The sequence below is a fragment of the Mesorhizobium sp. 113-3-9 genome (assembly GCF_016756515.1).
Lineage (GTDB): Bacteria > Pseudomonadota > Alphaproteobacteria > Rhizobiales > Rhizobiaceae > Mesorhizobium.
In genome coordinates, this window is record NZ_AP023246.1 from 4,165,144 (window position 1) to 4,191,978 (window position 26,835).

26 protein-coding genes and 1 pseudogene are annotated in these 26,835 nt (G+C 58.5%); 16 read left to right on the forward strand and 11 right to left on the reverse strand.

All coding sequences use genetic code 11. The annotated features are described in order from the left end of the window. Window positions 1-219: 219 nt before the first annotated feature. Window positions 220-417 carry a hypothetical protein gene (locus tag MesoLj_RS20180; protein ID WP_202322004.1) on the reverse strand — a complete coding sequence of 66 codons (198 nt, stop codon included), beginning with the start codon at window positions 415-417 and terminating at the stop codon, window positions 220-222. Window positions 418-720: 303 nt separating this feature from the next. On the opposite strand from MesoLj_RS20180, the gene MesoLj_RS20185 reads away from it, so the two are divergent. Both MesoLj_RS20185 and MesoLj_RS20190 read left to right on the forward strand, forming a co-directional pair. Further along, window positions 721-1,770 (forward strand): class I SAM-dependent methyltransferase, encoded by a 1,050-nt coding sequence (locus tag MesoLj_RS20185; protein WP_244735107.1) that lies wholly within the window; start codon window positions 721-723, stop codon window positions 1,768-1,770. A gap of 196 nt (window positions 1,771-1,966) precedes the next feature. Next, window positions 1,967-4,591, forward strand: a complete 2,625-nt coding sequence (locus MesoLj_RS20190; protein ID WP_202327370.1) for a bifunctional diguanylate cyclase/phosphodiesterase — start codon at window positions 1,967-1,969, stop codon at window positions 4,589-4,591. A gap of 253 nt (window positions 4,592-4,844) precedes the next feature. Here MesoLj_RS20190 and MesoLj_RS20195 read toward each other — a convergent pair whose 3' ends face one another. After that, the gene (locus MesoLj_RS20195) at window positions 4,845-5,069 is read right to left on the reverse strand and encodes an LssY C-terminal domain-containing protein (RefSeq protein ID WP_202322006.1); all 225 of its coding nucleotides are present in this window, start codon (window positions 5,067-5,069) and stop codon (window positions 4,845-4,847) included. 498 nt (window positions 5,070-5,567) lie between these two features. On the opposite strand from MesoLj_RS20195, the gene MesoLj_RS20200 reads away from it, so the two are divergent. From MesoLj_RS20200 to MesoLj_RS20210, 3 genes are all read left to right on the forward strand, one after another. Next, window positions 5,568-5,795, forward strand: a complete 228-nt coding sequence (locus MesoLj_RS20200; RefSeq protein WP_244735108.1) for a hypothetical protein — start codon at window positions 5,568-5,570, stop codon at window positions 5,793-5,795. A gap of 675 nt (window positions 5,796-6,470) precedes the next feature. Next, window positions 6,471-7,787, forward strand: a complete 1,317-nt coding sequence (locus MesoLj_RS20205) for an NRAMP family divalent metal transporter (protein ID WP_202322008.1) — start codon at window positions 6,471-6,473, stop codon at window positions 7,785-7,787. A gap of 634 nt (window positions 7,788-8,421) precedes the next feature. Further along, on the forward strand, window positions 8,422-8,634 hold the full coding sequence (locus MesoLj_RS20210; RefSeq protein ID WP_202322010.1) for a hypothetical protein: 213 nt from the start codon (window positions 8,422-8,424) through the stop codon (window positions 8,632-8,634). Between the two features lie 766 nt (window positions 8,635-9,400). Here the strand turns inward: MesoLj_RS20210 and MesoLj_RS20215 are convergent. Then, entirely contained in the window at window positions 9,401-9,763 is a 363-nt protein-coding gene (locus tag MesoLj_RS20215; protein WP_244735109.1) for a ribbon-helix-helix protein, CopG family, read from the reverse strand. A gap of 1,300 nt (window positions 9,764-11,063) precedes the next feature. On the opposite strand from MesoLj_RS20215, the gene MesoLj_RS20220 reads away from it, so the two are divergent. Continuing rightward, window positions 11,064-11,465 carry an ArsR/SmtB family transcription factor gene (locus MesoLj_RS20220; protein ID WP_202322012.1) on the forward strand — a complete coding sequence of 134 codons (402 nt, stop codon included), beginning with the start codon at window positions 11,064-11,066 and terminating at the stop codon, window positions 11,463-11,465. 814 nt (window positions 11,466-12,279) lie between these two features. On the opposite strand, the gene MesoLj_RS20225 is transcribed toward MesoLj_RS20220, so the two are convergent. The 3 genes from MesoLj_RS20225 to MesoLj_RS20235 all read right to left on the reverse strand — a co-directional run bounded on the left by MesoLj_RS20225 (window position 12,280) and on the right by MesoLj_RS20235 (window position 13,784). Then, entirely contained in the window at window positions 12,280-12,468 is a 189-nt protein-coding gene (locus MesoLj_RS20225; protein WP_202322014.1) for a DUF3606 domain-containing protein, read from the reverse strand. A gap of 218 nt (window positions 12,469-12,686) precedes the next feature. Continuing rightward, entirely contained in the window at window positions 12,687-13,172 is a 486-nt protein-coding gene (locus MesoLj_RS20230) for a DUF6894 family protein (RefSeq protein WP_202322016.1), read from the reverse strand. Window positions 13,173-13,271: 99 nt separating this feature from the next. Then, a complete protein-coding gene (locus MesoLj_RS20235; RefSeq protein WP_202322018.1) occupies window positions 13,272-13,784 on the reverse strand; it encodes a YciE/YciF ferroxidase family protein in 513 nt (170 codons plus the stop codon). A 408-nt stretch (window positions 13,785-14,192) separates the two neighbouring features. On the opposite strand from MesoLj_RS20235, the gene MesoLj_RS20240 reads away from it, so the two are divergent. Next, on the forward strand, window positions 14,193-14,594 hold the full coding sequence (locus tag MesoLj_RS20240) for an ArsR/SmtB family transcription factor (RefSeq protein ID WP_202322020.1): 402 nt from the start codon (window positions 14,193-14,195) through the stop codon (window positions 14,592-14,594). A 165-nt stretch (window positions 14,595-14,759) separates the two neighbouring features. Here the strand turns inward: MesoLj_RS20240 and MesoLj_RS20245 are convergent, their stop codons facing one another. Continuing rightward, entirely contained in the window at window positions 14,760-14,897 is a 138-nt protein-coding gene (locus MesoLj_RS20245; RefSeq protein ID WP_202322022.1) for a hypothetical protein, read from the reverse strand. 134 nt (window positions 14,898-15,031) lie between these two features. Here MesoLj_RS20245 and MesoLj_RS20250 point away from each other — a divergent pair, with 134 nt between their 5' ends. After that, window positions 15,032-15,271: a hypothetical protein gene (locus tag MesoLj_RS20250; protein WP_202322024.1), complete on the forward strand. Its 240-nt coding sequence runs from the start codon at window positions 15,032-15,034 to the stop codon at window positions 15,269-15,271. Window positions 15,272-16,320: 1,049 nt separating this feature from the next. Here the strand turns inward: MesoLj_RS20250 and MesoLj_RS36840 are convergent. Beyond that, on the reverse strand, window positions 16,321-16,755 hold the full coding sequence (locus MesoLj_RS36840) for a DUF6894 family protein (protein ID WP_446720249.1): 435 nt from the start codon (window positions 16,753-16,755) through the stop codon (window positions 16,321-16,323). Here MesoLj_RS36840 and MesoLj_RS20255 point away from each other — a divergent pair. The 6 genes and pseudogenes from MesoLj_RS20255 to MesoLj_RS20280 all read left to right on the forward strand — a co-directional run bounded on the left by MesoLj_RS20255 (window position 16,660) and on the right by MesoLj_RS20280 (window position 19,403). After that, a complete protein-coding gene (locus MesoLj_RS20255; protein WP_202322026.1) occupies window positions 16,660-17,337 on the forward strand; it encodes a hypothetical protein in 678 nt (225 codons plus the stop codon). The two genes, MesoLj_RS36840 and MesoLj_RS20255, sit on opposite strands and share 96 nt — an antisense overlap. After that, on the forward strand, window positions 17,334-17,504 hold the full coding sequence (locus MesoLj_RS20260) for a hypothetical protein (protein ID WP_202322028.1): 171 nt from the start codon (window positions 17,334-17,336) through the stop codon (window positions 17,502-17,504). Before MesoLj_RS20255 ends, MesoLj_RS20260 begins: the two co-directional genes overlap by 4 nt. After that, entirely contained in the window at window positions 17,501-17,722 is a 222-nt protein-coding gene (locus MesoLj_RS20265; RefSeq protein WP_202322030.1) for a DUF768 domain-containing protein, read from the forward strand. The genes MesoLj_RS20260 and MesoLj_RS20265 overlap by 4 nt, the downstream gene beginning before the upstream one ends. Before the next feature lie 233 nt (window positions 17,723-17,955). Next, window positions 17,956-18,701 (forward strand): annotated as a pseudogene (locus tag MesoLj_RS20270) (SOS response-associated peptidase). A gap of 21 nt (window positions 18,702-18,722) precedes the next feature. Next, entirely contained in the window at window positions 18,723-18,935 is a 213-nt protein-coding gene (locus MesoLj_RS20275; RefSeq protein ID WP_202322032.1) for a DUF768 domain-containing protein, read from the forward strand. A gap of 66 nt (window positions 18,936-19,001) precedes the next feature. Next, complete coding sequence (locus MesoLj_RS20280; RefSeq protein WP_202322034.1) at window positions 19,002-19,403, forward strand: hypothetical protein; 402 nt, start codon at window positions 19,002-19,004, stop codon at window positions 19,401-19,403. 655 nt (window positions 19,404-20,058) lie between these two features. On the opposite strand, the gene MesoLj_RS20285 is transcribed toward MesoLj_RS20280, so the two are convergent. Both MesoLj_RS20285 and MesoLj_RS20290 read right to left on the reverse strand, forming a co-directional pair. Then, window positions 20,059-20,307: a conjugal transfer protein TraD gene (locus tag MesoLj_RS20285; protein WP_202322036.1), complete on the reverse strand. Its 249-nt coding sequence runs from the start codon at window positions 20,305-20,307 to the stop codon at window positions 20,059-20,061. A gap of 1 nt (window position 20,308) precedes the next feature. Then, the gene (locus MesoLj_RS20290) at window positions 20,309-20,635 is read right to left on the reverse strand and encodes a conjugal transfer protein TraD (RefSeq protein WP_202322038.1); all 327 of its coding nucleotides are present in this window, start codon (window positions 20,633-20,635) and stop codon (window positions 20,309-20,311) included. Between the two features lie 172 nt (window positions 20,636-20,807). On the opposite strand from MesoLj_RS20290, the gene traA reads away from it, so the two are divergent. Then, a complete protein-coding gene (traA, locus tag MesoLj_RS20295; RefSeq protein ID WP_202322040.1) occupies window positions 20,808-23,855 on the forward strand; it encodes a Ti-type conjugative transfer relaxase TraA in 3,048 nt (1,015 codons plus the stop codon). Between the two features lie 115 nt (window positions 23,856-23,970). Further along, on the forward strand, window positions 23,971-24,186 hold the full coding sequence (locus tag MesoLj_RS20300; RefSeq protein WP_044547753.1) for a helix-turn-helix transcriptional regulator: 216 nt from the start codon (window positions 23,971-23,973) through the stop codon (window positions 24,184-24,186). A 142-nt stretch (window positions 24,187-24,328) separates the two neighbouring features. On the opposite strand, the gene MesoLj_RS20305 is transcribed toward MesoLj_RS20300, so the two are convergent. After that, window positions 24,329-26,809 carry a DUF4238 domain-containing protein gene (locus tag MesoLj_RS20305; RefSeq protein WP_202322042.1) on the reverse strand — a complete coding sequence of 827 codons (2,481 nt, stop codon included), beginning with the start codon at window positions 26,807-26,809 and terminating at the stop codon, window positions 24,329-24,331. Between the last annotated feature and the right edge of the window lie 26 nt (window positions 26,810-26,835).

Here is a 26,835-nt window from a genome sequence, read left to right on the forward strand (position 1 = left end):
TTATTGCCGAAGTAGTTCCTGCCGTAGGGCGAATGAGGCTAGTGGAGCGAAGTTGCCTGCCCAGCGTCCGGTTTGGCTGGGGTTCCTGGAAGCTTTTCGAACTTTCTGGGTCGCGCCTCAGCCCGAATTGCGGGTGCTGATGGACAAAGTGGGACGCTAGATTCGGTTTTTGGATAGTTTTGAGGGCATCGACTTCTGGTAGATGCGCCAGATAGCGCGTCAGCACAAACTTCCGAACGTGCTATCTTTTGAACGGCTGCTTTGCGCCTCAAGTCGGTCGTAGAGGGCGGCTTTGCCGTTTCCTGAAGGGAAACATCGCCGACCATCACGCTGGAAGTCGAGTTCCCGCCATTTCCCGGGAATCCAGCCGATATAGAGAAACGGCGAGGTGTTGAGATTGAAGACCTCGTCGGCCATCGCGCGTACCCTGCACCTACTACGATAAATGCGGGTTCTTGAGCTGATAGCGGAATTCGGCCATAGGCTGATCATCAGGTGAACCCCTTCGGGTTTATCGACCATGCGAAAGGCGGAGGGGCCGGGCAACACCTAGTTGCACGAAGGAGGATATCGCCGGCCGGCATGCGGGTATCGCAAACTTCACCTCTGGCTGAATTGCCATGATCGATGACGGTACCGGCTTCCAGCTAGTGCCCTGACAGCCGACAAACGGATCGGTCAGCAAATCGCCGGCATCGTCCGCGACAGCGGTGGCATCGAGTGGGGTCCGGCAGCAGGGCGGCACTCGGACTTCAGCCGCTCAGCAGCCTGCGACACGGTCAAGTCACATCCCTTGATTCGCAGACAGGCAAGCTGGACACCGGCATTGACGGGTATGCCGGTCTGCTGTCAATGTACGTTAACTGGTTGTTTACCATCCGCAATTGTCGGATGAGATCGGGGGCAATTTTGGAACCGTTTTTGGACGCGAACCTTCTGAATTGGGACGATCGAGCCGAACTGCACGCGACCGACAGAACGGGTAGCTACCGCATCGAGAATGTGCTGGCCGGCGGGTCTAATCTCTATGAGTTGGAAACGCGCGAGGTCGGCGACATTTTCAGCACGGACATTGTCCATCTGCAATGCCACATCGGGCTTGACACGATCAGCCTCAGAAATCTCGGCGCGGGCAGCGTGACCGGCCTGGACTTTTCACCAAGGGCGATCGCTGCGGCGCGGGATTTCTCCGCCAAGGCAGGCAGCGACGTGCGCTTCGTCGAAGCGCCGGTGTACGAAGCTGTCGAAGCGCTCGACCGGACCTATGATATCGTCTACGTCACCTGGGGGTCGGTGAACTGGCTTGACGATGTCTTTCGTTGGGCGCGCGTGGTCGCCGATCTTCTGCGGCCCGGTGGTAGGCTCTATATGGCCGAGGGCCATCCCTTGATGTTCCAGTGCAATCGAAAGGCTGCTGCTCTCGAATTGAAGGATGACTGGCGAACGCCGGAGGCGCGGCCACTCGTCTGGAACGAGCAACGGACCTATACTGGCGATGAGCGAACCTTGAAGCATCCTCGATACTATGAATGGATCCACCCGATCAGCGACGTAGTGAACGCGCTGATCGCCGCAGGGCTGACGCTCGATTTTCTCAATGAGCACGACACCGTTTCCTGGCAGCACTTTTCATTCGCTGTGAGAGCCGGCAAGGACATGTATGGCCTGCCCGAAAACGCTCCCAAAATTCCGATGGCCTATTCAATTGGCGCGACCAAGCGTGGCGTCGGGACGTATCGGATCGTGCAGAAAAAGGTCGACAGCCACTAGCCCCGCTACGTGGCGAGTTTCTCGTGCGATATATCCGGCGTATCAGCGTCCGAAGGAGCAAAAATTTTAAAGACTGTGAAGTCTAAAATTAAGTTATTGCGAACTAATATTCCCTTGATGAGGCTCGCCTGGGAGAGCCTGAACGGGCAAAGGGAATATCGCTTTATTGGCTTTTTTTGCCAAAATGTACGGCCGCATGAGGGGTACTGTCCTCTCACCGGCAAGGATTCCGGCGGCGATCGCGGTCGTAGTGATGGCCGTTTGCGCAATATTCGCTGACCATCAAAACAAGATCGTCTCGGATCAGGCCGCCCGCGTGGATGTTCTGGCCAAGGTCAACGTCATTCGAGCCAAGCTCGAAGGCAACGTCAACGGCAACCTCCAGTTGGTGCGAGGATTGGTCGCTGCAGTTATGACCGAACCCTATATGGGACAGCAGCGTTTCGCGGAGCTTGCCGGTAGACTGTTCAACGAAGAGTCCCAGCTTCGCAACATTGCCGGCGCGCCCGATCTGGTCATTTCCTTGATGTACCCGATGGCGGGCAATGAAAAGGCCATCGGCCTCGACTACCGCAAGAACGACCAGCAACGCGCGGCCGCGTTACGCGCGCGAGATGAGCGCAAGGCTATCATCGCTGGCCCTGTAGATCTGGCGCAGGGCGGGCAGGCCTTCGTCGGCCGATTTCCGGTATTCGTCAAAAGCGCGGGCAACACCGACCGGTTCTGGGGCATCGTTTCCGCGGTCATCGACGTCCAGCGCCTTTATCAGGCGAGCGGACTCCTCGACAAGGATCTTGGGATTGACGTCGCACTTGTCGGCAATGACGCCCTTGGCGCAAATGGAGTCCAGTTCTTTGGCGACGAACGCGTCGTCAGAAGCGATCCTGTAACCGCGGACGTTCTTTTTCCGTCGGGCTCCTGGCGGATCGCCGCCATTCCCAAAAACGGTTGGTCCGCCACTTCCGCCAACGCATGGTCGTTGAGAGCGATCATGGCGGCGGCGGCGGCACTGATCTTGATCCCTTTCCTGGCGGCAGGCCGCCTGATCGACGAGAGGCAGCGAAACTACTGGGAACAGCATCGGCTGTCGCGACGTCTGGAACTTGCTCTGGAGGCGTCGGCCATCGGAGTGTGGGAGCACGATCTAGAAACCAACCATCTCACCTGGGATGAGCGCGTCAATGAAATATATGGCAAGGAGGCCGACGGCAAGTCGCGCGGATATGCGGACTGGGCCGGGGCTATTCATCCTGCCGATCTGCCTCGCGCGCTTGCGGACTTCGACAATGCCGCAGCCGGACAGAGCACATATTCATCCGAATACCGGATTGTTCGTCCGGACGGCGAAATTCGTCACGTCCGCTCCAGAGCGATCTTCTATCAGACCGCCAACAATTCCCCCCGAATGGTAGGCGCAGAGTGGGACGTTACGGCGGACGTGTTGCTTAACACCGATCTGGTTCGCGCAAAACAGTTGACCGAGTCGAAAAATACGGAACTTGAATCTGCCAAGGCGCGTATAGAACACGTCGCGCTCCATGATGCGCTGACGAATCTGCCCAATCGGCGTTATCTGGATCAGGTGCTGGAAGACTACGTGAGAGGGGCCAGGCTTAATGGTAGCTACGCGGCGCTCCTTCACATCGATCTGGACCGCTTCAAGCACATCAATGATACTCTCGGCCATGCAGCAGGCGACGCCATGCTGGTGCATGCGTCATCCGTCCTCCAATCCAACGTGGGCGACCGTGGTTTTGTCGCCCGGATTGGAGGAGACGAATTCATCGTGCTCTGCACAGTACATGACGATGCCAGCCAGGCGGCGTCCCTCGCTGAGAACATCGTCGAGCAGATGCGCAGACCTGTCTATTACCAAGGGCATCAATGTCGATTTGGCGTCAGCGTTGGAATTGCGATCGACAATGACAGAGACGCCGGTGCCAGGCAGTTACTGGTAAACGCCGATATTGCCCTCTACAGGGCAAAGAGACGGGGCCGCAACCGTTATGAATTTTTCAGCGAAGAGCTGCAAAGCGAAATCGTCAACACGAAGAGGATTGCCGACGAGATTCTAGCCGGCCTCGAGCGCGACGAATTCGTCGTATTCTACCAGCCTCAGTTTGATGCAAAGACGCTGGAGATTGTGGGAGTTGAGGCGCTGGCGCGATGGCGGCATCCGGAGAAAGGGATTCTGACGCCAGACGTGTTCCTGAAGACCGCCGAAGAACTGAATGTCGTCTCGGTGATAGACGGCAAAGTTCTCCAACAATCAATCCTGGATTTCGACGCCTGGTCAGCCAAAAAGATGGGTATTCCGCGCGTGTCAGTCAACGTTTCGGCGCGGCGCCTTCAAGATGAGAACCTTCTGAAGAGCTTGCGGGGCCTCAACATCAGGAAGGGGACATTTTCCTTTGAGCTGGTCGAGTCGATCTTCCTCGACGACGACGACGATCTGGTCACATGGAACGTTGAACAGATTAAGCAGCTCGGCATCGATATCGAAATCGACGACTTCGGCACGGGCTATGCTTCCATTGTCAGTTTGCTCAAATTGCAGCCCCGCCGCCTGAAGATAGATCGCCAGTTGGTGGCTCCCATCGTGAACTCACCTCAGCAACGGCAGGTCGTCTCGTCGATCATCGAAATCGGCAAATCCCTGGGCGTCGAGATCGTCGCCGAAGGCGTCGAGACGATGGAGCACGCGAGCCTGCTCAAAGGGCTTGGCTGCGACATATTGCAAGGCTACGCATTCGGGCATGCGATGGATTCCGACGGGCTCAGAAGGTTCGTTCGATCTCGTCGGTTGTCTGTCGCCAGCTAGAGCTAGAGCCCTTGACGCACTTGGCTAAAGACGGCCTGAATTGAACACGAAAACACCCCCAAAGGCGGACGCGACTATGGATGGCCCCGTTTGTTCGTCAGTTAGCAGATGCTTTGCAGGCGACCAAAACAGATGAGGACCCTTCTGCCCGGCTGGCCCTCTAGCCCGTAGCGTCGCCTTGGGGCACTCAGCAGGCTAGTAGAGACGCGAGAAATGGGACCAGCCACCGGTTGAGATGACTGCCCAATTTCACCTATGCGCCGGACGATGAGATGGCCGGTCGCTCGGCGGCGCGCTTGACCGCCTGGCTGGCGTCGAGAGTCGCAGCGAGAAAGTCGCGCAGTCCGTTCGCGTCGGGCTGTGCCTGCGATACAGAGGGGGAAGCGATTACCCAGCTGTCTTCGACGATGGACCCGATCCAGAGTTCCGTCGAATGGCCGTTTCGCAGGTCAATGTCGGTCGCCCAGATACGAAGCACGCCTTCGCCACATGGTTGCCGGCCAGCACCACCGTCTGGCGCCGCTACCTCTACCATTCGCCAATCATGCCGCATCGCTTGAAGATCACCGACGAGGCTCCGGCTAAACGCGGGCATCGTGTCTGCCGATTTCACGGGGCCTGCGGCGGGGCGCCAAGAGGGGCCGCGCACTGCTTATACCGGCACGGTCACTACACCTGCGAGGCCGTGGCTATGCGTCGAGCCGTTGCCGGTCTCGCAGCGACTGCGACCAAAACAATCGCGACTATGCCGAAGCGTGACGATCAGAACACAACAAAAATCTAGCTGCCTCCCATCTTGCGCAAGAGAGGGCGGCACTTCGTTCGCCGGCATTTGTCAGGAGCCCGCCGGTCGCACTTATCCGCCACGGCAGGCTCTGCGGCCCAGTTCCATACGGTTTTGTAAACTTACCGCCACGATGGCGTCAAAGTCGTTGAGGAGCTTGGGACTGGAGGGACAAGTTCGCTGAATGGAGGAATGAAGATGTTCCGCAAATTAGCCGTTGCCGCTGCACTCGTAACCGTTTGCAGTATGCCCGCTTTCGCTGCCACGGAATACTGGGTGGCAAAGGATACCGCGACGAAGAAGTGTGAAGTCGTTACGAAAAAGCCGGACGGCTCGAAGTTGATGGATGCCGGCAAGAAAACTTACGCCACTAAGGGCGACGCCGACAAAGCGTTGAAGCTCCTGGCTGATTGCAAATAATCCGATAGCGCTCTCCGGCGCAATTTCATACCCGTCCCGGGTCGACCTGGGACGGGCTTTTTGAAGCAGCCGGACTGAAGTACCGGAGGTTGATTGCTCAGCGTTGATGTCGCCCAATATCGGGAGCATAAACGGTAGACCCGGCAACTGCGGCAGTGAGGATTTAGCTTTCGTGCAGTTCAAGCGAGCCCTTTGTCTGCAAACCAATCGATACCCCTGTGGTTTTTCATCGCTACAGCAATGCCGGAGTTCTCTCAAGAACAAGCTGGCAAGCGCTCCGACGGGGCAACTTGTCGGCCGTTGCCGCAGGATCGATGCGACATTGGCACCGTCACCCGACCGGGGTTACCGGTGCCGACAGGATGGCTCTTACTCACCGATGGCGCATCTCTCTGCCAAGAGTTATGCGTCCGCGTCGGGAGAGCTATGCCAAACTGAGTCACAGCCGAAATCAGCGACCGAATACTGGCACGACATTGAGGGTGTTCGGGGTGGATAAGGGACGTAAGTCTCAAGATCTTGTTTCGGCATTGGATATACCCCGGCAAACGGGTGCGAGGGATAGGCGACATTATTGAAGGCAGGGCGCGAAGCGCGGGGTCGGCTCTCGCCTCAGCAAACGTACTACGGCCGGATCTGAAATTTGGACCTTTTAGCAATTTCGAACGTTATCAGATGATTTTATCGGGCGGGGTTTTCATCGTGGGCGGGAAAGCTACAAATCCAGCTGTTGGGCCATCGAAGCCGCGACTGCTTGGGGTTCTTGGACCTGGCCTGATCACGGGCGCTTCTGACGACGATCCGAGTGGAATCGCCACCTATTCGCAGACCGGCGCTCAATTTGGGTTCGGGCTCACCTGGACCATGCTGTTTTCCTATCCATTGATGTCGGTCGTCCAGGAAATCAGTGCCCGCATTGGCCGAACCACCGGCCGCGGCATCGCTGGTAACATGCGGAAGTACTATCCGAATTGGTTGCTGCAATCGGTCGTTGTCCTGCTGATCGTCGCAAATATAATCAACATCGGTGCCGATCTTGGCGCTATGGGTGATGCGCTAAAGCTCATCATCGACGGCCCAGCGCTCCTCTACGTGGTGCTGTTCGGCACTATCTCCGTCTTACTTCAAATTTTCCTCAACTACAGCCGCTATGTTTCTGTGTTGAAGTGGCTTACGCTTTCCCTATTCGCTTATTTCGGCACGGTGCTGTTTGTTCATGTGCCCTGGAGCGAGGTGGCAAAAGGCTTGTTCATTCCCAAGCTCTCGCTCGATGCTTCGTTCTGGACAGCGGTGGTCGCTATCTTCGGCACCACCATCAGCCCATACCTGTTTTTCTGGCAGGCTTCACAGGAGGTCGAGGACCAGAAGGCCAAGCCGCAACGTAAACCCCTGAAAAAGGCGCCCGAACAGGCCAAGAGTGCGATCGAGCGCATCCGTCTGGATACCTATGTTGGTATGGCATTTTCTAATATTGTCGCCCTCGCCATCATGATCACGGCCGGCGCGACACTCCACGCCAACGGAACCACGGACATTCAGTCTACCAGCCAAGCGGCCGAAGCTCTTCGGCCAGTCGCAGGCACCTTCGCTTTCGCCATCTTCGCCCTTGGCGTCATCGGAACGGGACTGTTGGCAATTCCGGTCCTGGCGGGCTCCGCCGGGTATGCATTGGGCGAGGCCCGCAAGTGGCCGGTCGGCCTGGAGCGTGAACCGCTGCAAGCCAAGGCCTTCTATGCGACCATCGCGATCGCTACCCTAGTTGGAGCATGCCTGAATTTCACGCCTATCAATCCGATCAAGGCGCTCTACTGGAGCGCCGTGGTCAACGGCGTCGTCGCCGCGCCCGTCATGGCTGTCATGATGCTAATGACGGCCAGAAGCGACATAATGGGTGAGGCGACCGTGCCTCGGTGGATGCGGCTAATCGGGTGGCTTGCGACAGCGGTGATGGGAGCGGCGGCTACAGTCATGGTTGTCCAAATCTTTGTTTAGGGTTTGTCGTGAAAACGGCGAGGTATCTCGGTGAAATCGACAAGGTGTGCTGACCGCAAGGGACTTCGGCGACGGCTCGCCCTCCAAAAGGTGGTTCGTTCGTGTTTTAACGATTAGTAAGTAGCGAGGTCTAAAGTTCGCTAATGCGCTTCGCTGCCCTATTGTTCTGTTGAATCGCATTCTTTGGCTCGGATTTGTCCGCCAACAACGTTGAATACGTCAACGCAACGGCACCAGGCTCATGCCCTTCAACCACTTGACCGGTCTTATCTAACGGCTAGGCCTTGACGACGTCACTGTATCCCGTTCGGCGCATGGTAGGCTACCGCGCCTTCAGATTGTCGGGGCGGCTCGAACTATCAGCCCATAGACCCACGACGGAGCCGGTAAAATAGACTATACGAGAGGAATGATGACCCTCTAAACCACCAAATGGGATGCTGTCGAATTGCTCGATAGCGAGGACGCTATAGCTGCTTATCTCGAAGCCGCACTCGACGATGAAGACGAGGCGCTTGTGGCCCTAGCCCGAACGAATAGTTTCCGAGCGCGAGAGCGGTTAGGGCAGTCCGCAAAGGTGTGCCCTACGAGTTCATAGTTTCGCGTACGATGCCGCTAACGGAGCGTGCTTACGATGGCCTACATAGTGATCTGGTACGGGAAACAAGGCATCGTTGAAACAACCCCCTTCGATGCTGAGAAAGCGGCACGGAACCATGCGAAGGCGGCATTCGCCGATCAACAGCACGACAACGGCATCGTGGCGGTGGAAGTTCGGAAAGACGACGGCACGGTCGTATTCAGCCAAGCGGGTGGCGGCGGTGGCGTTTTGGACGGAGGGGGATAAAATGGCCTCCTGCGAGCGTGGGTGTAGTTCCTCGGTAACTTTATCGCACCTTGCCCGCCGGCCTGAGCCGGCGGTCGAAGCCGTATGGTCATTTGCGGATCGCAGGAGGTCGCCGCCGAGTACTGCGGTTGCTTTTCGTTCTCGGCGGCGCGGAACCCGACGCAGTTGCATCAGACTCGCAGATATAGGCGCCCTTTCTGGTGTTCCCGTAGTTCCTGCTTCCGGCGAAGCGGAAAATCTTCGACTTCAGGTTCACCCAACCACGGTGCCGGGCGGGCAACGGGCCTTCTCTTTCAGCGGCAGCCAATTTCTAAAGCTCAACGAGACGGTATTCAGCCATATCAACACCATACAAGCCTCTCGCCTTCAAATGTATGGGAACGATTGCTGGCCCTAAAAGTGGCGCGCCTGGATGAGCAATTCAGATGCCAATCCAATAGTGCCATAGCGGGACGAGTGCGATTTGCTTCGGAAGGCCGACAGGCGCCATAGGCGTCTTCATTAGAACGCAGGGCGACGCTAGCAAGCGTCCATGGGACCATATCTTGAAGTGGGTGCGTTTCACGGAGACAACGCTTATGGCAGCAGTGGGCCTTTACAAATGCCCGGGAAATCCGCCGTGGGCCTGTGTGCTGGAAGGGGCGAAAGGCACCTACGTCGCAGAGCATCATTATCGAGAAGGTGGCTATCAGCCAAACTTTGACACCTTGCCATGGGAGAGCGACTACAAGGCCGCTAAGGAAAAAGCGCTGGCTGCGGCCAGATCCTATCCGTTTTCAAAGGTTGAAGAGCCTTCATCGATTGTAAAGACAGGCAAATAAGCGTTGGCGATCAGCCATTCGGTTACGACTGTTCGAATCAATTCCGGCTTCGAAACGCCCATCTCTGCGGTCAACTCATCTAGGATTCCCTCGATTTTCGGCTCGAGGTCAACGCCGTCGCCGGCATTCCGGAGCATCAGCGCCGCCCGGCGCAGTAAGACCTTAAGATGCGATGACGACATCTCCGCGTTGCGATCGGCGGCACCTTCAAGCTCTTCGACAAATGATTGGCGGCTCATCGCGATCTGTTTTCCATTTCTTGCAGGGACCATCGCGCGGTGCGTGGTGGAACGCAAGGCGGTTGGCAACGGATCGCTTCGCAAACAACCTAATGCCTATCGCTGCGAGAAATGCCTGCAGGTTGGAGGGCGAGCTTAAGACACCTGTTCCGGTTTTGCTGCGCCGGACGGCCATGCCCTGCCGATCGTCGCAGGATGCCGGAGGGGTGCAAACGAGAGCCCATTCGGTGAGCGGCGGCTTTCTATTTTTTGTGCGGCACAATGTAGGTTCTGCTGACGCCGTTGCTCCCGATACCCCGCGTGACAACAACTGTTGAGTAGCTGTTCGGCATCGAGCCCGTCACCGTCGCGTCGATTCTGCGGCAGCGGCCGACGAGTTGCCCCGTGGGAGCGCTAGCCAGCCTGCTCTTCAATGATGTCCGGCACTCGTCAAGCGAAGAATATAATCCCGGTGGCATGTTAATTGGCTTGCAGACAAGAGGCGCGTTCGGGCTACAGGAAAGCAATAACATCACTGCCGCAGTCGCCGGGTCCATCTCCGAAAGCTCCATGTTTGGACGAGGATCTAACGCGGATCGACGGCCTTTCGTTGCACGTGCCTGCTTCCACACGGTACCGGGCTCCCTGTGGCAGCAACTGGCGCGCGTTTACATCCAACCGAGCCAGGCGTACCTTTTGAGCATGAACAAATGGGGATGCTCGTCACTCCTCCCGAACTAGCGCCCGCTGCCTCACGGTGGCGGGCTTTTTTAGGAACAGGGCGCGAGTATCTCCACCTCGACGCTGCCTGCGAAAAATTGCACCGATCAGGCATTCCTTGGAGGAAGCTGTCCACAACTTTCAGGCGACCTTTTCTGTGGAGCCGCGCACGCGCACAGACGTCCCCGAGGTGAACGGCAATGTGCGCAACCCGCTCATAGCGTAATTGGATAGCGTCACACGCACTTCTTGCGTTCGGCCACCTCGACACCGAGCCGGAACGCCTTGCCGTCCGCGTAGGAGCGTGCGTGGCGGCGTGAGCGGCCAACGATTAAATCTCGAAGTACGGAACTCAGATCATTACGGTCTCGCCAATTCTGCAAAAGACCCACAAAGCGAATGCGATGAGTACGGCGTATTCGAAAATACGAAGCAGAGAGGACAATTAACCGCTTTTCCAGTTCAGGACAGCAGGTACTTAGGGGCAATTCCCGCCGGATCAATATTCCCGCAACCAACTACGCGGCAGCCCGTTGACCTATGCTGGTTGATCCCAGCACTCGGACCCTGGCCCGCTGCCATTACCTATCCGGCAGTGGGCCTTTTTGACGCCTGTTGACTCGCGAAGCCGGGGCAACGATTTTGCTCCGCTGCGGACAGGGACATAAAAATGGCCTCATACGTCAGGCAAAGACTTGCGGAAATCAGGGCAGACCCCGCTCTGCGGTGGCGCCCGATCAAACGCCCAACGCTGCGCAAGCAGGCGGGCGTCGCCGCGCGGTGGGTTGCTGTCCTGGCGCAGGACAAGCGCCTGTTGATCGTTATTCATTTGGTGGATCAGGAAAGAACGGTGACCGACCTGGTCTCGCAGGTGGGCGTCAGACAGACCACCCTTTCAAAACATCTCAGCGTGCTTGTTGAACACGGGATTGTGGAATGCCGCGCCGAAGGCACCTGGCATTACTATTCCTGCAAGTCGGAAGACGCAAAGGCTGTCATCCGGTTGCTGGATGATCTGGCCCGAAATGACAAGCTTCCCGAAATATCGCCTGGCACCAGACAGCGAACGTGAAGCCTTCCGCACTGTTCACGTCAGAGAGCGCTCGTCAAAGCTAGCGGCCTTTTTCCTTGGAACCGAAAACGTTCGGCGAGGTTTGTTAAGTGCTCGGTGTCCCTCCGCCGAGCGGACAAACAAGAGCCCGTCACTGTTTTCGCGGTGGCGGGCTTTTTTAGGCCGATTGACAATATTGATTGGCCGGCTCGAACAAATTTCTCACTGAGGGAAAAAGCGAGGACACCACATGAAAAAGTCATATGAAAAGCCTACGCTCATCAAGCGCGAACGTCTTTCGAAGGTTACGGCAGGCCCCGGTCCTTCAGTGATTATCGTGGTCCCAAGCCCAGGCTGAGACAGCAAATACCTGCTCGGAAGCCCGTTGGCTCCGGCCGGCGGGCTTTTTGTTTGTCGCGGCATGGCTATTTCCGGAGGCTCAGAAACATGAGGATCGTTGCACCATCTTCAGGCTCCAGCGGCTCGTGCCCTGGCCCTTCGTGGTAGAGGACTTGGCGCAGGTCTCGCTGATCGACGAGTTGGCCGCAATAGGGGCACGGATAGAAATGGGCCTCTTCGTTGGCGGCCCGTGCAGCTTGCCGGGGATCGGCGGGCCAAGGTCTGATAGCTTCGTCATAGGCTGAAACTGTATTCGAAGACGTGACCGCGCTGTTCGTCGGTCACCCGGATCCATACTGGCTTGGTAGTGCGCAGCGTGACGCCACGCTCGGTGCTTCTTGGGCGGCCCTTAAGGGTGTAGAAGCACTAACGAGATGGGTTGCTGTCACGGCATCGCCGCTCATTTCCTCGACGTGATATTTCGGCCCGCTTGTCTTCATCCCTTGCCTTTGAGCGCCTTCGCGCGCTCCAAAGTCTCGCAGCTGTTGCCGTGCTTGGCGATCAAATCCCTGACCTGCTGCGGAGTGATCCCGGCCTTCTCGGCAAAGTACTGGACTTCATAGTCCTCTGACGCCGATACCCTGTCGCGGTCCCGAAAGTCGCGTTTGCTCTTGTCGTCGGCCATAATCAGTCCTCTAGCAATTGTCGACCCTAGCGCGCTGCAGCAGGGGTGACGTTCACTTTTTCTTTGCCGCAGCCTGCCGCTTCTGTCCGGTAGGCGCGGCGGTTCTAGCGTCTTTCGAATGCGCTGCGATTGCCGGCCCAGCGCCCGTTTTTTTGCGCATGTCGCCCGACTTCTCCGGACCAGGCTTGTTGCCAAACAGCTTCGAGAATAATCGCATGTCAGCCTCCCATGGCGTCGTCGACACCGAGCTGCTGCAGCTCGGAGTAATCAATCGACGCGACAATTATTCCATTGGCATCGCGCGCTCTAACGGCCCAACCGGTCGGGACCCGATTATTGCTTAGGGCGGCGCGCCACAGATCCTCAGCGGATCGGCGCACCTCTTCTTCCACAGCTGCGAGATGAGGCAAGCGAATGCCAGCCACCTGGCGGGCCTGCCCGTCGTCCTGGTATTCAAGTGTGTAGCTGTCGGCATCAACCGAGCGCTCGTCAGTCATGTCAACGACACCGGTCGGGGTTCGCTGTTCCACGCCAAAAGTAGCCACCTGCACCAGCACAGCCTTGGCCGATTCGACCAATTCATCGTCCGAGACAGGGTATGTACCTGCTGCCAGGGTCACGCGGATCTGCTCTCCTCCTTCACCCTGGAACTCCACCAGGTGGGCGTCGCCGACCCGAAAAACCTGAGTATCAACTACTTCCATGTCCGTTCTCCTGCGAGGAGGGAATTTACGCTTAAAGAGGAGACGTGAGCCCCGGCGCTCAACTCCGGGGCTCAGGATGCGAAGGGGGACGCGGTAGCGCTAAGCCGCTTCGGCCGCTGCGTTGACAGTCGACTCAGCAAGCGCTGTGAGCGCCTCATCGGTGGCCTTTTCTTCGCCGAGTGTCAGCTCGAGGAGGGACGCGGCTTCGTCGAGGCCAAGTTCGGTTGCCCATGTTTTCATGGTGCCGTAGCGCGAGATCTCGTAGTGCTCGACAGCCTGAGCGACCGCCAGCAGGCCGGCATCGAGGGCAGGGGTGCCCTTATATTCTTCCATGATCTCGGCACCTTCATCGGTGATGCCGACGATTGCTGCGCACGTTTTGGCCTGAGGCTTCTTGTCGATGACCTCGAACACCTCTTCAAGGCGCGCGACATGCTCCTCAGTTTCGCCGCGGTGCTTCTCGAATGCCGCCTTCAGATCTGGGCTGTTTGCGGCCTTTGCCATCTTCGGCAGCGTGGCAAGGATCTTCTTCTCTGCAAAGTAGATGTCCTTGAGCGTGTCGTGAAAAAGCTCACTCAGGCCTTTAGGTGAGGCCGATTTGGTCGTCGCCATGATTGGTCTCCCGTGTTGACGCCTCGAATTGAGGCACCTCAGGAACTTCGCTTTTGAAAGCTGGTTCCGCGAAATCGAGCTCTTGCGATTTTAGGTATGATTGAGGCTGGCACAGCTGCAGCTAGTCGCCCGACGTATTATTGACGCAGCCTAAGCTCAGCTCGATGCCTTGATGCTCGGCGCCGGCGGCTTCACCGTCGCCTGAAGCTGGAGCTTCTCGACAGGGGCAATTGCCGCCGAATTAATATTTAACCAACTCCGCGGCAGCTCGTTGACCTATGCTGGTTGATCCCAGCACTCGGACCCTGGCCCGCTGCCATTACCTATCCGGCAGTGGGCCTTTTTGACGCCTGTTGACTCGCGAAGCCGGGGCAACGATTTTGCTCCGCTGCGGACAGGGACATAAAAATGGCCTCATACGTCAGGCAAAGACTTGCGGAAATCAGGGCAGACCCCGCTCTGCGGTGGCGCCCGATCAAACGCCCAACGCTGCGCAAGCAGGCGGGCGTCGCCGCGCGGTGGGTTGCTGTCCTGGCGCAGGACAAGCGCCTGTTGATCGTTATTCATTTGGTGGATCAGGAAAGAACGGTGACCGACCTGGTCTCGCAGGTGGGCGTCAGACAGACCACCCTTTCAAAACATCTCAGCGTGCTTGTTGAACACGGGATTGTGGAATGCCGCGCCGAAGGCACCTGGCATTACTATTCCTGCAAGTCGGAAGACGCAAAGGCTGTCATCCGGTTGCTGGATGATCTGGCCCGAAATGACAAGCTTCCCGAAATATCGCCTGACACCGGACAGCAACCGTGAAGCCTGTTCAGCGCGCACTGTTGCCTTCAGAGAGCGCTCGTCAAAGCTAGCGCGCGGCCTTTTGTTGGAACCGAAAACGCTCGGCTAGGTTTGTCAGGTGCTCGGTGTCCTTCCGCCGAGCAGACAAACAAGAGCCCGTCACTGTTTTCGCGGTGGCGGGCTCTTCTATTCGCCTCGCAGCATGCCGCAGGCCTTGGCGGCTGCTACGAAGGCCGTGCGCACCTCGTCGGGCGTCATGGTGCCTTCCTTGGCCGTGATGCTGGGTAGAATTGGAACCATTATCCGCCAGCGCCGTCGCGTCATCAGCCTCTCACGAAATTGACTCGACCGCTAAGACAGCGAAGCGCACTATCTTCGGATCGTAGGCCAACTTACAGGGGCGCCAACGGCTGAGAGCGACCACAGGTGCTTTCGACCCCTACAGGGAGAATGAAGCCTTGGCTACTGTCGCCGCGCAGATTTCCCCAAACGTCCAATTGTCCGAATTGTTGGGTGAGTGGGTTGTGGCCATCGTGGAAAAGCGCGGCAACTCATACACCCGAAGCTTCTTGGATAAAGCCTTTGCCGAGTCTTTTGCCGAAGGCCAGCGTGTGCGCCTTGGCATCCGCACCGCGCTGGCGGTTGCTTTAGTGACGGAGGCGGATTGCCTGTCTACCCCTACGGTCCGATCCCGGTAAGATATTGTCGCCTACGAGTTGATCGTCGGAGGAAAGTTTGGGCGGTATAAAAGAACCGGTTGCACCTATCTCGCCTAGCCAATCTTCGTAGCCCGCGTTCATCTTGGCCTTTAGAGCGCCAGGATCGATTATTCCGGATTGGAACAGGCTCATCAGCCGCCGTCCGAAGTGCTCCCTTGCCGGGTGGCCTATTGGAATCCCAGCCTCTTCGCAGTAGCTGTTGAGTACCTTGGTGAGCATCGAAAGCTGTTCGGAATTGACCAAATTATCGAGTGACATCGCTTTTCCCTCGTTGGGCGAAAGCGTGATGGACTCTTCCAAGCGCCAGCGCCCTTGCCGTGGCTGGCGACACCGGCCCTCTACGCCTCTGAGGGCGGATTAGCGAGTCTTTTCGGCCGGCTCGGGTGGGCTTCAAGGCTCGCGGGCCAGCGCGGGGCGGTTAAACAGTTGCCTGACACCCCGCGCTGGCCCCGGCGGGATCGGGCATCACCGCCGCGACAACAATTAGTCGAGCCTAATTAAGCGGAACATTCCGTGATCGCGGACTGAGCTTTCCGCATTGCAGCGCCAGTAGGCCAGCGTTTCAGCCACCATTATTTTTAGTCTGCCTGACTTGGCAAGTTCAGATCTCGCCGCTGCATGAACTGCGCCACGCGGCTGCCGTTCCGGTAGCTTCCACCAACACTTAACAGCCGCGAATCCGTAAACCCTTACAAGGGAAACAACATGGGACTTATACGCGACCTCGCTATGCGGTCGAGGAATACGATCTGCTTGGCGTCGAGCGCGAGACGGGAAAGCAGGCCTTCGCGCTCATGTCCGACCGGAAGACTGGGAAATATGTGGGTTCAGCCTTTATCAACTCCAAAGGTATATCCGAGATCGGCTATGGAAGCGCGTCCAGGAGCATGCCGGGCCGGCGAAGGGCATGAAGCGGCCGGTGACGCGATGGGTTAAGCCGGGCATCATCGGCCGGGTGAAGCACTTGCACGGCGAAGAGGATCTGCGACATGCGTCGCTTCAAGATTTCCTGGAAGAAACCTAAGACATCATTGACTTGGAGCTTCCCGTGCTAGCAGCCGGAGTATCTCGGCTTCCGCCACAGAGAACAAGCTGTCCAACTCTTCAAGATGGTTAGAAAATCCATCTTCCGCAAACTCCCTTCGAAGTGAGCTCACTTGCGTTCTCGCTCCCGTCAGTGCCGCCTGCCAGCGGTCGCCACCTGGCTGCAGCTCGCCACCGACGGTTTCTCGTATCCAAGCAGATGCGAGTGTCAACGTCGCGCGAAAGATATGCTGACCGGAACAGTCACGAACTTTTACAGATAATATCCGCCTCGGGCCATCTGGCAAAACCTCACGAGCAATGTCCGGCAGGACATCTACAGCATGGAAACTCAATTCTTCCAACGAAGCGCAAAATATTCCGTCTTCATCCACAGTGAGCTCTTCTCCGTCGTGCACATCAAAATAGTACCGAGACATACAATCCTCGATTTCCAGTTCAACAACGTCGTCACCGTGAATTTCTGCCGAAACTTACAACCTGCGGGCCGGGCGAAGGTTCCGGAATCGCTGAGCCCCCGGCTTTGGTGCGAATACGGCAGTGGTTGCAGCTATCAAATGATGCAGACCCAGGGCTCCTGGGGGAGTAGGTTCGACACATCGGCGGAAATTGCCACGGGCTCTGCCGGCTGTGAGCGAACATCGCGCTTCCGCCCCGACATGGAGGCGCAGTGTGTGTCCCGCAAAAATCTGGAATGCTTTCAACCAGAGGAAATCGAATTACTGCAGCGCATATTCGACCGTATTTGCAGTGAGGGGAGGGTCGCGCGTGGCACCCTGTTTGAGGAGCAATTGGCCGCTTGGTTGATCGCGCTGTACCAAGGTGGCGAACGGGATGAAGCAAAGCTCATCGAAGCGAGCCGAACTCGAATTGCAAATTTCACAAGCCAACCCACCTCTATCGCCACACCGCTTGCTTTCCCTACGTTCCCCAAATCGAGCCAGGAAAACTATTCCAAGTCAGCGATTTTTTGGCCGTCAGACCAAAGGGGGCTGTCATGAAATGGAAAGTCGACCGCGACAAGATCGAGCGCGCCGACCGGGAGAGCAAGATTTTGCTGGATGCTGAGCGCGCTGCGCGAGAATCGAAAACTGCAAATTTACGGGAGCAGAGGCTTAAAGCTGGGAGCACGGAACCTAACCTGGCGAGTGATCTTAAGCCTCGATGAGCACACGTGGCGTCAACTTTCTGGATCAATGGCTGGCAAATAACGTCCCCGAGACGACAAAAGCCGATGTCATTTCCGTTGATGAGCTGACCCACAAACTCATCGCCGACGCCAAGGCGATCGGGATCAAGCGCAGCGAGATCGACGAAGAGGTCGACAGTCTCTACCGCACCATCCTCGACGCGATCGTGCATTTCGACCCGGGTCTCTTAGATTGAAACAGATTGCGCCAGCCTTCATTATTTACCCGCCGCCTATCGAGGGCCTGCCTTTCTTGGCGGTCGAGATGATGCCGGACGGTTCGATAACAGCTGTGCCGTTTCGGTCACTCGAGGAAGCGATCGCTTTCAAGAATGAGCAGTCAAAGGATTGGCTGCGAAGGCAAACTCAGCCTTGATTCGTTCCCGGTTCGTTTTTGGCCTTCCCTGACAGCAACGATTGAGCATCCAAAATGTGCGGACGCGTTCTCGTAAAGACGACAATCCCCGACATGGTCCGTCGGTTTGAATTCGCCCATGCCGGCGAGGTCGAGCGGTTGGGCAACAGCTTTCCCCTCTGGAACGGCGCGCCCAGTCTGACCTATCCGATCATCGTCCGCGAGGAGTTGTCGACGAGCATGGCCGGCTTCGTGTCGGCGCGGTGGGGCCTGGTGCCCGGCTGGGCTCGTGACGGCGGCGTAGGCCGCCGCCCGTCAACGCACGCTGAGAGACCATTGCGACCAACGGCATGTTCCGCAAAGCCTGTGCCTCACGGCGCTGCCTGGTGCCGGTGGACGGGTATTTCGAATGGCAGAAGCTGGATGCCTCGGGCAAGAGGAAATAGCCCTATGCGATCGCGATGAAGGACGACGAACCCTTCGCTATGGCCGGCATCTGGGAAGAGTATGCCGACAAGGTCACGGGCGAACTGGTCCGCACATTCGCAATTGCCACCTGCGAGCCGAACAGTCTCATGGCAACCATCCATGACAGGATGCCGGTGATTTTGGCGCCCGCCGATTACATGCGCTGGCTCGGCCCGGAGGCCGATCCTCACGACCTGATGAAGCCCTTTCCTTGGGACCTCATGAAGATGTGGCCGATCGGCAGCAAGGTCGGCAAGCCCGGCAACAACACGCCTGACATCATCGAAGAGATCGGCCGGCCGGATATCATCGATGTGAAGGGCCACGGCCCGGACGACCTATTCGATGTCTGACCGGGACGAGCCTCTGGCAGCATGAGTACACGCGGGACTAACTTCCTTTTCAAATGGATTGCCAACACCATTCAAGAGATCGACGATACCCCGGTCGCCGAGCTGGCTGAGATGCTCTTCGCCGATGCTAAAATGCTTGGCTTTAGCAGAGCGGAAATTGAAGACGACACGGGCAGCGCCATGGATGCGATCGATGATGCCCGTCGCCACCGGGATGCCGGCTTGGCCGACTGACGGAGTCATTGGCCTGATAGTTGTCCTGGCAAGAAGCTAGGAAAAGGTTGATGCCGGCTTATCGGTTTGAAGGTCCGCGATTCCGCGGCCGATGGTTATGAGGTCCTGCAGGACGACGAAGTGGTCGGTTCTTTCGCTAGCATAGTCGAGGCGATTCGGTACGTCGGCGATCGGGACGCACGCCTCTCGCTTGATTGGGGCCGGATCATCGTCGGCGGCGACGCCGCGCCATTCGATTATGAACGGTCATTCCTCGGCACGTGCGTCGGCCGCATTCTTGGGGAGCCGCACGGTCCGAGCAAGGGCTATTGGTTCTGGACGATCAGCACCAACCACAGGCGCTGGCGGGTGCATTGCGGCCAGCGCGGCAGGAATGCCGACAAGGACGCGGCGGTGGCCGAGTTGGAACGCCAGTTCACGGAATATCTGGCCGAAACGCCGCCTTATGCCCAGGCGAATGGCGTGTAAGGATCTACCGCTTCACATTGTCCAAGCGTTTCGGAGCGTTGGCATCTCGGATGATGTTGGCGGCCTCGCCTACGGAGATCCCACATTTACGGGCGTAGTAGGCGGCCTCTGCTTACGTTCTACAGGCGCTTCAACAGCCTGTTTCGCTCTCCGGTTTGCCTTCCCATGTGGCGAATAATAGCACGTTGTGGGACTTGGCTGAACGCCCGCATCTGCTGTGGGTGGGGGAACCTCGCAACCGCATCAATTCGAGCCATGGCGGAGCCAAGGACGCGCGCGGAGGGTCTCGCGGGTAAGTGAATTCAAATCGTAGCCGATTTGGCACCAAACAGGTCACAAGAATGGTGTAACTCTCGCCAGAACGGTACAGGCTGTCGGGTGTGTAGAGTCTATTTGGTGCCACACTGGCACTAACGCACCAAATCGCCGGATGATGTCGAAAGAGGCCCTAACGCCTTGCAATTGAAGGCGTCAACGGTTATTCAGACGCCCGTTGCTGCGGCAGCTCAGTGGTAGAGCACTCCGTTGGTAAGGAGTAGCGGCGGACTACGCCGCTTCTGGTTATCGCCACATCGCTCTGAGTACAGCCCCAACGGGCGAGCAGCGGAGGATAAAAGTTCGCGGCTTTGCACCGCCCGCTGCTCACAACCACCGGTCATGTTCGCCGGTTCTTATGGGCTTCATGCCGTTCCGCATCGAATGCCTGCTTTCCCTTCGCGGCCCATAGATCTCGTGCATGCTCGCCTTCAGCGCTCTGCAATTTGTCGGCCGTAGAGAGCAGCGCGCCATATATGGTGGCGCGATCATCGCCAGTCAGCTCGACGATGCCTGCCTTGGCGACGAGACCGCCGAGTTCGATCAGATGTCGGGTGCGCTTGCGACGCTCGACCTGCCAGGCGCGCATGTCATTGCGAGCCCGTGCCGCTTGCCGACGATTGTGGGCCGCCCGGTTGCGCTGGAGTGCTGCGAGCGTTGCGCTGAGATGTCGGAGCAGTTCGCCTGGACCTGTTTTCGAAAAACATCACCCCACGCTTGGCCCATGCCTCAAGCTTTGCCGTGTCTTTCGTCTCAGCGATTGCAACCAGTGCGCCGGCCAGTTCTTCGGTGCTGAGTTGATCGGCGCCGGTGGCGATCACCAGTTCGCCAAGCTGCTGGACCTTTCGAGTTTTGAGCTCTCGCGTTTTTTCTTCCAGCGCCTTCAGTTCCGCGTCGAAGTCCCGTGGTTTGCGCATGGCTGTCTCCATCTGACGTCAATGCGGCGATCATAGGCGAGCGTCCGCCGGAAGGCTTCAGGGTTGCCGAGACAGCCCGGGACGGGCTGGTCCATCCCGAGATTTTTTCGAGGGAGGGCGCGCTTATACGTCGTGCCGACGTGCGCTTTGCCGTGCAAATGATCCTGTCGCGATGGCGATCTATCATCTTCACGTCAAGGTCATTGGCCGCAAGGCTGGGAGCAGCGCTGTCGCGTCGGCCGCCTACCGCTCGGCCTCGCGGCTGCGCGACGAGCGGATCGAACGCAGCCATGATTTTTCGGCCAAACGCGGCGTCGTTCATTCTGAGGTGATGCTGCCGGAGGATGCACCGGAGGCCTGGAGCGATCGCGAACGGCTGTGGAACGATGTCGAGGCGTTCGAGGTACGCAAGGATGCGCAGCTTGCGCGCGAGGTGGAGTTTGCGCTGCCGCGTGAACTCAGCCAGCCGCAAGGCATCGAACTGGCGCGCGGCTTCGTTCAGGTCGAGTTTGTCAGCAAGGGCATGGTCGCCGATCTCAATGTGCACTGGGACAGGGCGGAGGATGGCAGTCCCAAACCGCATGCCCATGTCATGCTCACCATGCGGGCCGTGGACGAGAACGGTTTTGGCGCGAAGGTTCGAGACTGGAATGCTACCCAGCTGGTTGAGCGCTGGCGCGAGCGATGGGCGGAGCTTGCCAACGAACGCCTGGCCGAACTCGACATCGACGCGCGCATAGATCATCGCAGTCTGGAAGCGCAGGGCATTGCCCTGGAGCCGCAGACCCAGATTGGTGCACCGGCGCAGCGCATCGAGGGCAGTGGCCTTGCTGCTGGCGATAGTGAAGCAGATCGCGCCGAACTGCATCGCGAGATCGCGCGCAACAATGGCGCGCGCATCGTTGCCGATCCATCCGTGGCGCTGGACGCCATCACCCATCAGCAATCGACCTTCACCCGAAAAGACATTGCGAAGTTCGCGCATCGGCACAGCGATGGAATGGAGCAGTTCAACGCGGTGATGGCGGCCATCAGCAATGCACCCGATCTGGTCGAGCTCGGCAAGGACAGGCGTGGCGAAGATCGCTTCACCACCCGGCAGATGATTGAGACCGAACAGCGCCTTCACCGCGCGGCGGAGCGTATCGATTTGGACGAGCGACACGCGGTGAGTGAGGCACATCGCGAGGTAGCTCTGGCGCGCGCTGCGCAAGGCGGGCTTGTCCTTTCGGGCGAGCAGGCCGATGCGCTTGCGCACATCACCGATGGTCACGGTCTTGGTATCGTTGTCGGCTTTGCCGGCACCGGCAAGAGCGCCATGCTGGGCGTTGCGCGCCAGGCATGGGCGGCAGCCGGCTATGAGGTTAAAGGCGCCGCACTCTCCGGCATTGCGGCCGAGAATCTGGAAGGCGGATCAGGCATCCCGTCACGCACCATCGCCAGTATGGAGCATAGCTGGGGACAGGGCAGGGATCTGCTCACCACGCGCGATGTCCTGGTGATCGATGAGGCCGGCATGGTCGGCACGCGCCAGTTGGAGCGCGTGCTCTCCCATGCGGCGGACGCTGGCGCAAAAGTCGTCCTTGTCGGCGATCCCCAACAGCTGCAGGCGATCGAAGCGGGTGCTGCATTCCGTTCGATCCATGAACGCCACGGCGGCGTCGAAATCGAGCAGGTGCGCCGGCAGCGCGAGGACTGGCAGCGTGATGCCACGCGCGATCTTGCAACCGGCGGGATCAATGCTGCGATCAGCACCTACGACGCGCACGGCATGGTGCATCGAGCTGCAACGCACGACGAAGCGCGAGCTGAACTCGTCGAGCGCTGGGATCGCGACAGGCAGGCGCATCCAGAGGCAAGCCGGATCATTCTCACACACGCAAACGACGAGGTGCGTGCGCTCAACCAGGCAGCACGCGAGCGCATGCGCGCTGCCGGCGATCTGGGTGACGATGTCCAGGTGAATGTGGAACGCGGTGCAAGAACCTTCGCCAGCGGCGACCGGGTCATGTTCCTGCGCAATGAGCGCGGACTCGACGTCAAGAACGGCACGCTTGGCATTGTGGAGGAAGTCAGCACACAGAGCATGACCGTGCGCACCGACGACGGCAGATCGGTCCAGTTCGACCTGAAAGACTACGCGCACATCGACCACGGCTATGCCGCGACCATTCACAAGGCGCAGGGCATGACCGCCGACCGGACCCATGTCCTCGCCACGCCCGGCATCGATGCACATGGCAGCTACGTCGCACTGTCGCGGCATCGCGAAGGGATGGAACTGCATTACGGCAACGATGAGTTCGGAACCCGCGAACGGCTCGTCCGGACGCTGTCACGCGACCGCGCCAAGGAGATGGCATCCGACTACGAGCAGATTGACCCCGTGCAAAGCTATGCCGAGCGGCGCGGCATCACCTTCCGACAGCGCGTGGTCGAGATCGTGCGCCGGATCGTTCCGGAGAAGCTGCGCGACAGGATCGGCGAGCTGCTGGACGGGTTGCGCCCACCTTCAGAGGCGGAGCCCGGACAAGAGCGCGGGCAAGGGCCGGAAAGGGGGGGCAGTGGAACGCAGCGCGGCGATGTCGGCGCCGCACCTGGAAGAGAAGCGGCCGCCAGGGCTGCGCAGCGCGAGGGGGATGCTTCGGTGGATTCGGAGGCAGCGTTGCGCAGCGCTCGCACCAAGGCGCTGGTGCGTCACGCGCGCGCGCTCGACGCGATGTCGCACAACGCAAATGCGGACGGGCAGGGCAGTCCTGAGCAGACGCGCGAATTGAGAGATGCCCGTAGCGCTTTCGAGAAGGTGCGGCCGTATGGCTGGCGCGATGCCGAAGCGGCTTATGTGAAGAATCCCGAGCTTGTCCGCGAGGCGGGGGCTGGCCGCGTCAGCCGCGTTGTGCTTGCTCTCCAGCTCGAAACCGAAATCCGCACCGGGATGGACAACGATCCCGGCCGCCGCGCCGACCGTTTCGTGGAACGTTGGCAAAAGCTCGATCGGACCGGACGTGAGCAATATCAGGCCGGCGACATGTCCGGCTACAAGTCAACGCGCTCGGCCATGTCCGACATGGCCAAGAGCCTCGAACGCGACCCTCAACTTGAATCCCTGCTTGCAAACCGCAAACGCGAGCTTGGCATCAAGATCGATTCCGGCCGGCGCCTTGGTGCGGAACTGGCATTCAGCCATGGCATCGGAAAGGGGCGGGGCCTTGGGCTCTGACACCCTTCCGATTTGCCGCCGTTTTCACGCCGCAGGCGGCTGAAGCGACAAACCTGATTGCGTCCAGCATTCGGTTCGTCGTGTCTAGCAACAACCACTTTGAAGCAGGCAAGCTATGCCCGAGTCAGATCGTATTGTGCGCCTCAGTACCGTCCTTGCCCGAACCGGTCTGTCCCGCTCGACCATCTATCGCAAGATCGCCGAAGGCACGTTCCCCGCTCAGATCAAGATAAGCATCAACGGGGCGGGCTGGCGGGAATCCGATGTCAATCGATGGATTGACGATCCAGTCTCATGGCACACCAGCGCATCACGAAAAAACAGCGACTAGTGGCGATGGAGTGGCACGTTGCTGGCAATGTTGAACACTTTTCTCTGGGGCTGGTTCAATGACTGGGAAGGGGCCGGCAGCCCGGCAGCTTTCGGTACAGAGCAAGCTATAGCAGCCGCTAGACTTACGTGGTGCTCTGGGCTCAGTGTACCCGAGATTTCGCGTTGTCCGCTCGTGGTGCAGCATCCCAACGCTCTATCAGCGTCGCCATAGGAACGGAGTGCAAGTGGTGCTCGGAGCTCGACATCAGCAACAGCCGATTGATGGTATTGTCCTGAAAGCCTCCGAAGCGAAACGCGGTCGTAAGGCGCGCCGCGATGGCGGGGACCTTGGCGCTGGCGATTAAGGATTTCATCGAGTCCCGCTCTCGCCGGAAGCGTGCGGCGAGCTGTGCCTCGAAGTTCGGTTTCAGATTGTCAGCGGTACGGGAAGCCGTATAGGCGAAGGCGGCACGAAAGAGCGACTCCATCGCGCGAAACGACCGGTCGTTTAACACTCGGAATATCGCTTGGTGGCCTACCGGAAATTCGACTTGGGTCGATGCGATCTCGCGCTGCAACTGGATCAGGGCAGGCGTGGTTCCGAGATGCCGCCTGGCGAGGGCCGCCTGAAGTTCTCTCCAGCGGAAGATACTGTCGGTCAGTATCTGCGCGCCGGTCGCCTGGGCAAGGTACATCGCTATCTCGAAGTTGGGCGCCATCTTCATCACTTCGAACTGACCACCGTCCATGAGCGGGTCGCCCTGCAGGATGGCCAGCATGTCGTCCACCTTCATCTGTTCAATGAACTCAACGAGGGCATTTATCCCGATCGACTCGTCATCGCCCGCTATCTCCAGCATTCGCTTGGCAAGAGTTTCCTTCGGCATGTTCAGCATCATACGGCGCATGTCTTCTTGCATCACCGTCTCAAGCCTCGGATCGTCGGACGGGCCAAACTTAACAGTCTGGGAACGAGCCCTAGCCATGGCCATCATCTGGTCACGGAGGTGAAAATCAAAATCGCACGGATCCGGGATCAGGGTAACCAGCCCTGCCTCGACGAGCGGCATGAGCTGCAGGAAAGTCATCAGGGTCTTGAGGGCTTCGCCGCGGTATTGGCGGGGGTGCTCCGTGGGTCGCTTATCCTTCTGTATGGTTCGTGAGATCATGAATGGGTTCTGGATGATCACCTCACCAAAATACAGCGGCGCCCCCAGCGCGAACTCCATGATCAATTTGGGATGGAGCGACCCTGTATACACCGAACGCATTTTGCCATCCGGCTTGGGCATGAGGGATAGCAGGTCGGTCTCGAGCGGCCACAGGGCCTCGTACAAGCCATACATCCGCGCGATCTTGTCATCGGTCATTTCGCGACGGACCGTATCCCAGTCGTTGCTTTCCAGCTCGAAGAGCAGGGTCAAAGCGTCCATGAACATCATATTGCGCTCGCGGGTACTCTTCTGCGTCCACGACATGCGCAGGTGTACCGGCTTGTCCCGGCAGCAATTTCCGAACGGCTGCCCGGATCCACACGGACAGTAGTCGCGTGACCGGGGCTGAGCTTTGGGCTCGGCCTTCAGCAGCCATTCTCTGGGTTTTTCGGTTCGCCCGAACTCGTCCTGATAGTGGACATCACCGTTGTCGAAACTGGCAAACATCTCGCCACCGAACCGGTATAGCTCGTCCGCCGGCGGCAGGAACGTTGCTCGAAGGTCGGCCCAGGACTTAGACACCACCTTTTCGGGATAAAGGTCTTTCCGGCGCGACCCGGCGACATAGCGGTCTGCGCGGGCCTTGATTACGAAGTTCACTTCGGTGACCTGATCGTCGGTGAGGTATCGCGTCTTGATGAACTCGATCGTCGACACCATCGTAGGCTGGTAGTTCCGCGCAAACGTCCTTTTCGCGTCGGGGCGCACCGCGGGGTCCTTTGCGTATTCGAGGTTAGTAAGGATCAGGAGGTGATCCGGGCCCAGCGGGAAGAGTGTCTGCGAGCCCTTCAGAGCGGTCGATGGATCTCTGGGGTGTCGGTTGCGCGCGTCAGACGGCGGTACGGCATGGTTATAAACCGTGACCGGATGGTCGCTGAGGATGAACTTGACGCCGGCCTGCTCCGCGGAGACGATTTCCCGAACTCCGGTCGTCCAGGTCGTCACGTTTAGCATGCGGATACCCTGCATCTCCAACATCAACTGGTTCTGGGCAACACCCGGCAACATCTCGCCGAGCCGACCAATCTCCGGATACTGCTGGCGTAGCCATGCGAGACCCTTTGGCGTCCGCAATTTCTGGATGTCCAGATATTCAAAAAGGTCTTCGAAATGTTCATGCCAGGCACGCTGGTCATCAGCGCAGAATGCCCGGATCGCGTCGGCGCCCCGCCGGTCGATGTCACCGAAAAGCTTTTTCTCGATCTCGTCTTCGATCTCGACTCCAAAGAATGTCGAGTAGAGGTCCTGCTCGACGAACGCCCGTGAAGTGGGTGAATTGAATAGGTGGCGCCCGCTCGACACCATCCCGTCTCGGCCCTTGTAGCTAGGCGGCTTCAGGTCGAGCAAGCAATGAGTCTTCATGCCCGGAGTAAAGAACCTCTCCTGATGCCATTGGGGAACATAATGGTTCTTCCTTGTGACCGACATAGGTGCTCGCTGCTTACGTGCGGGAT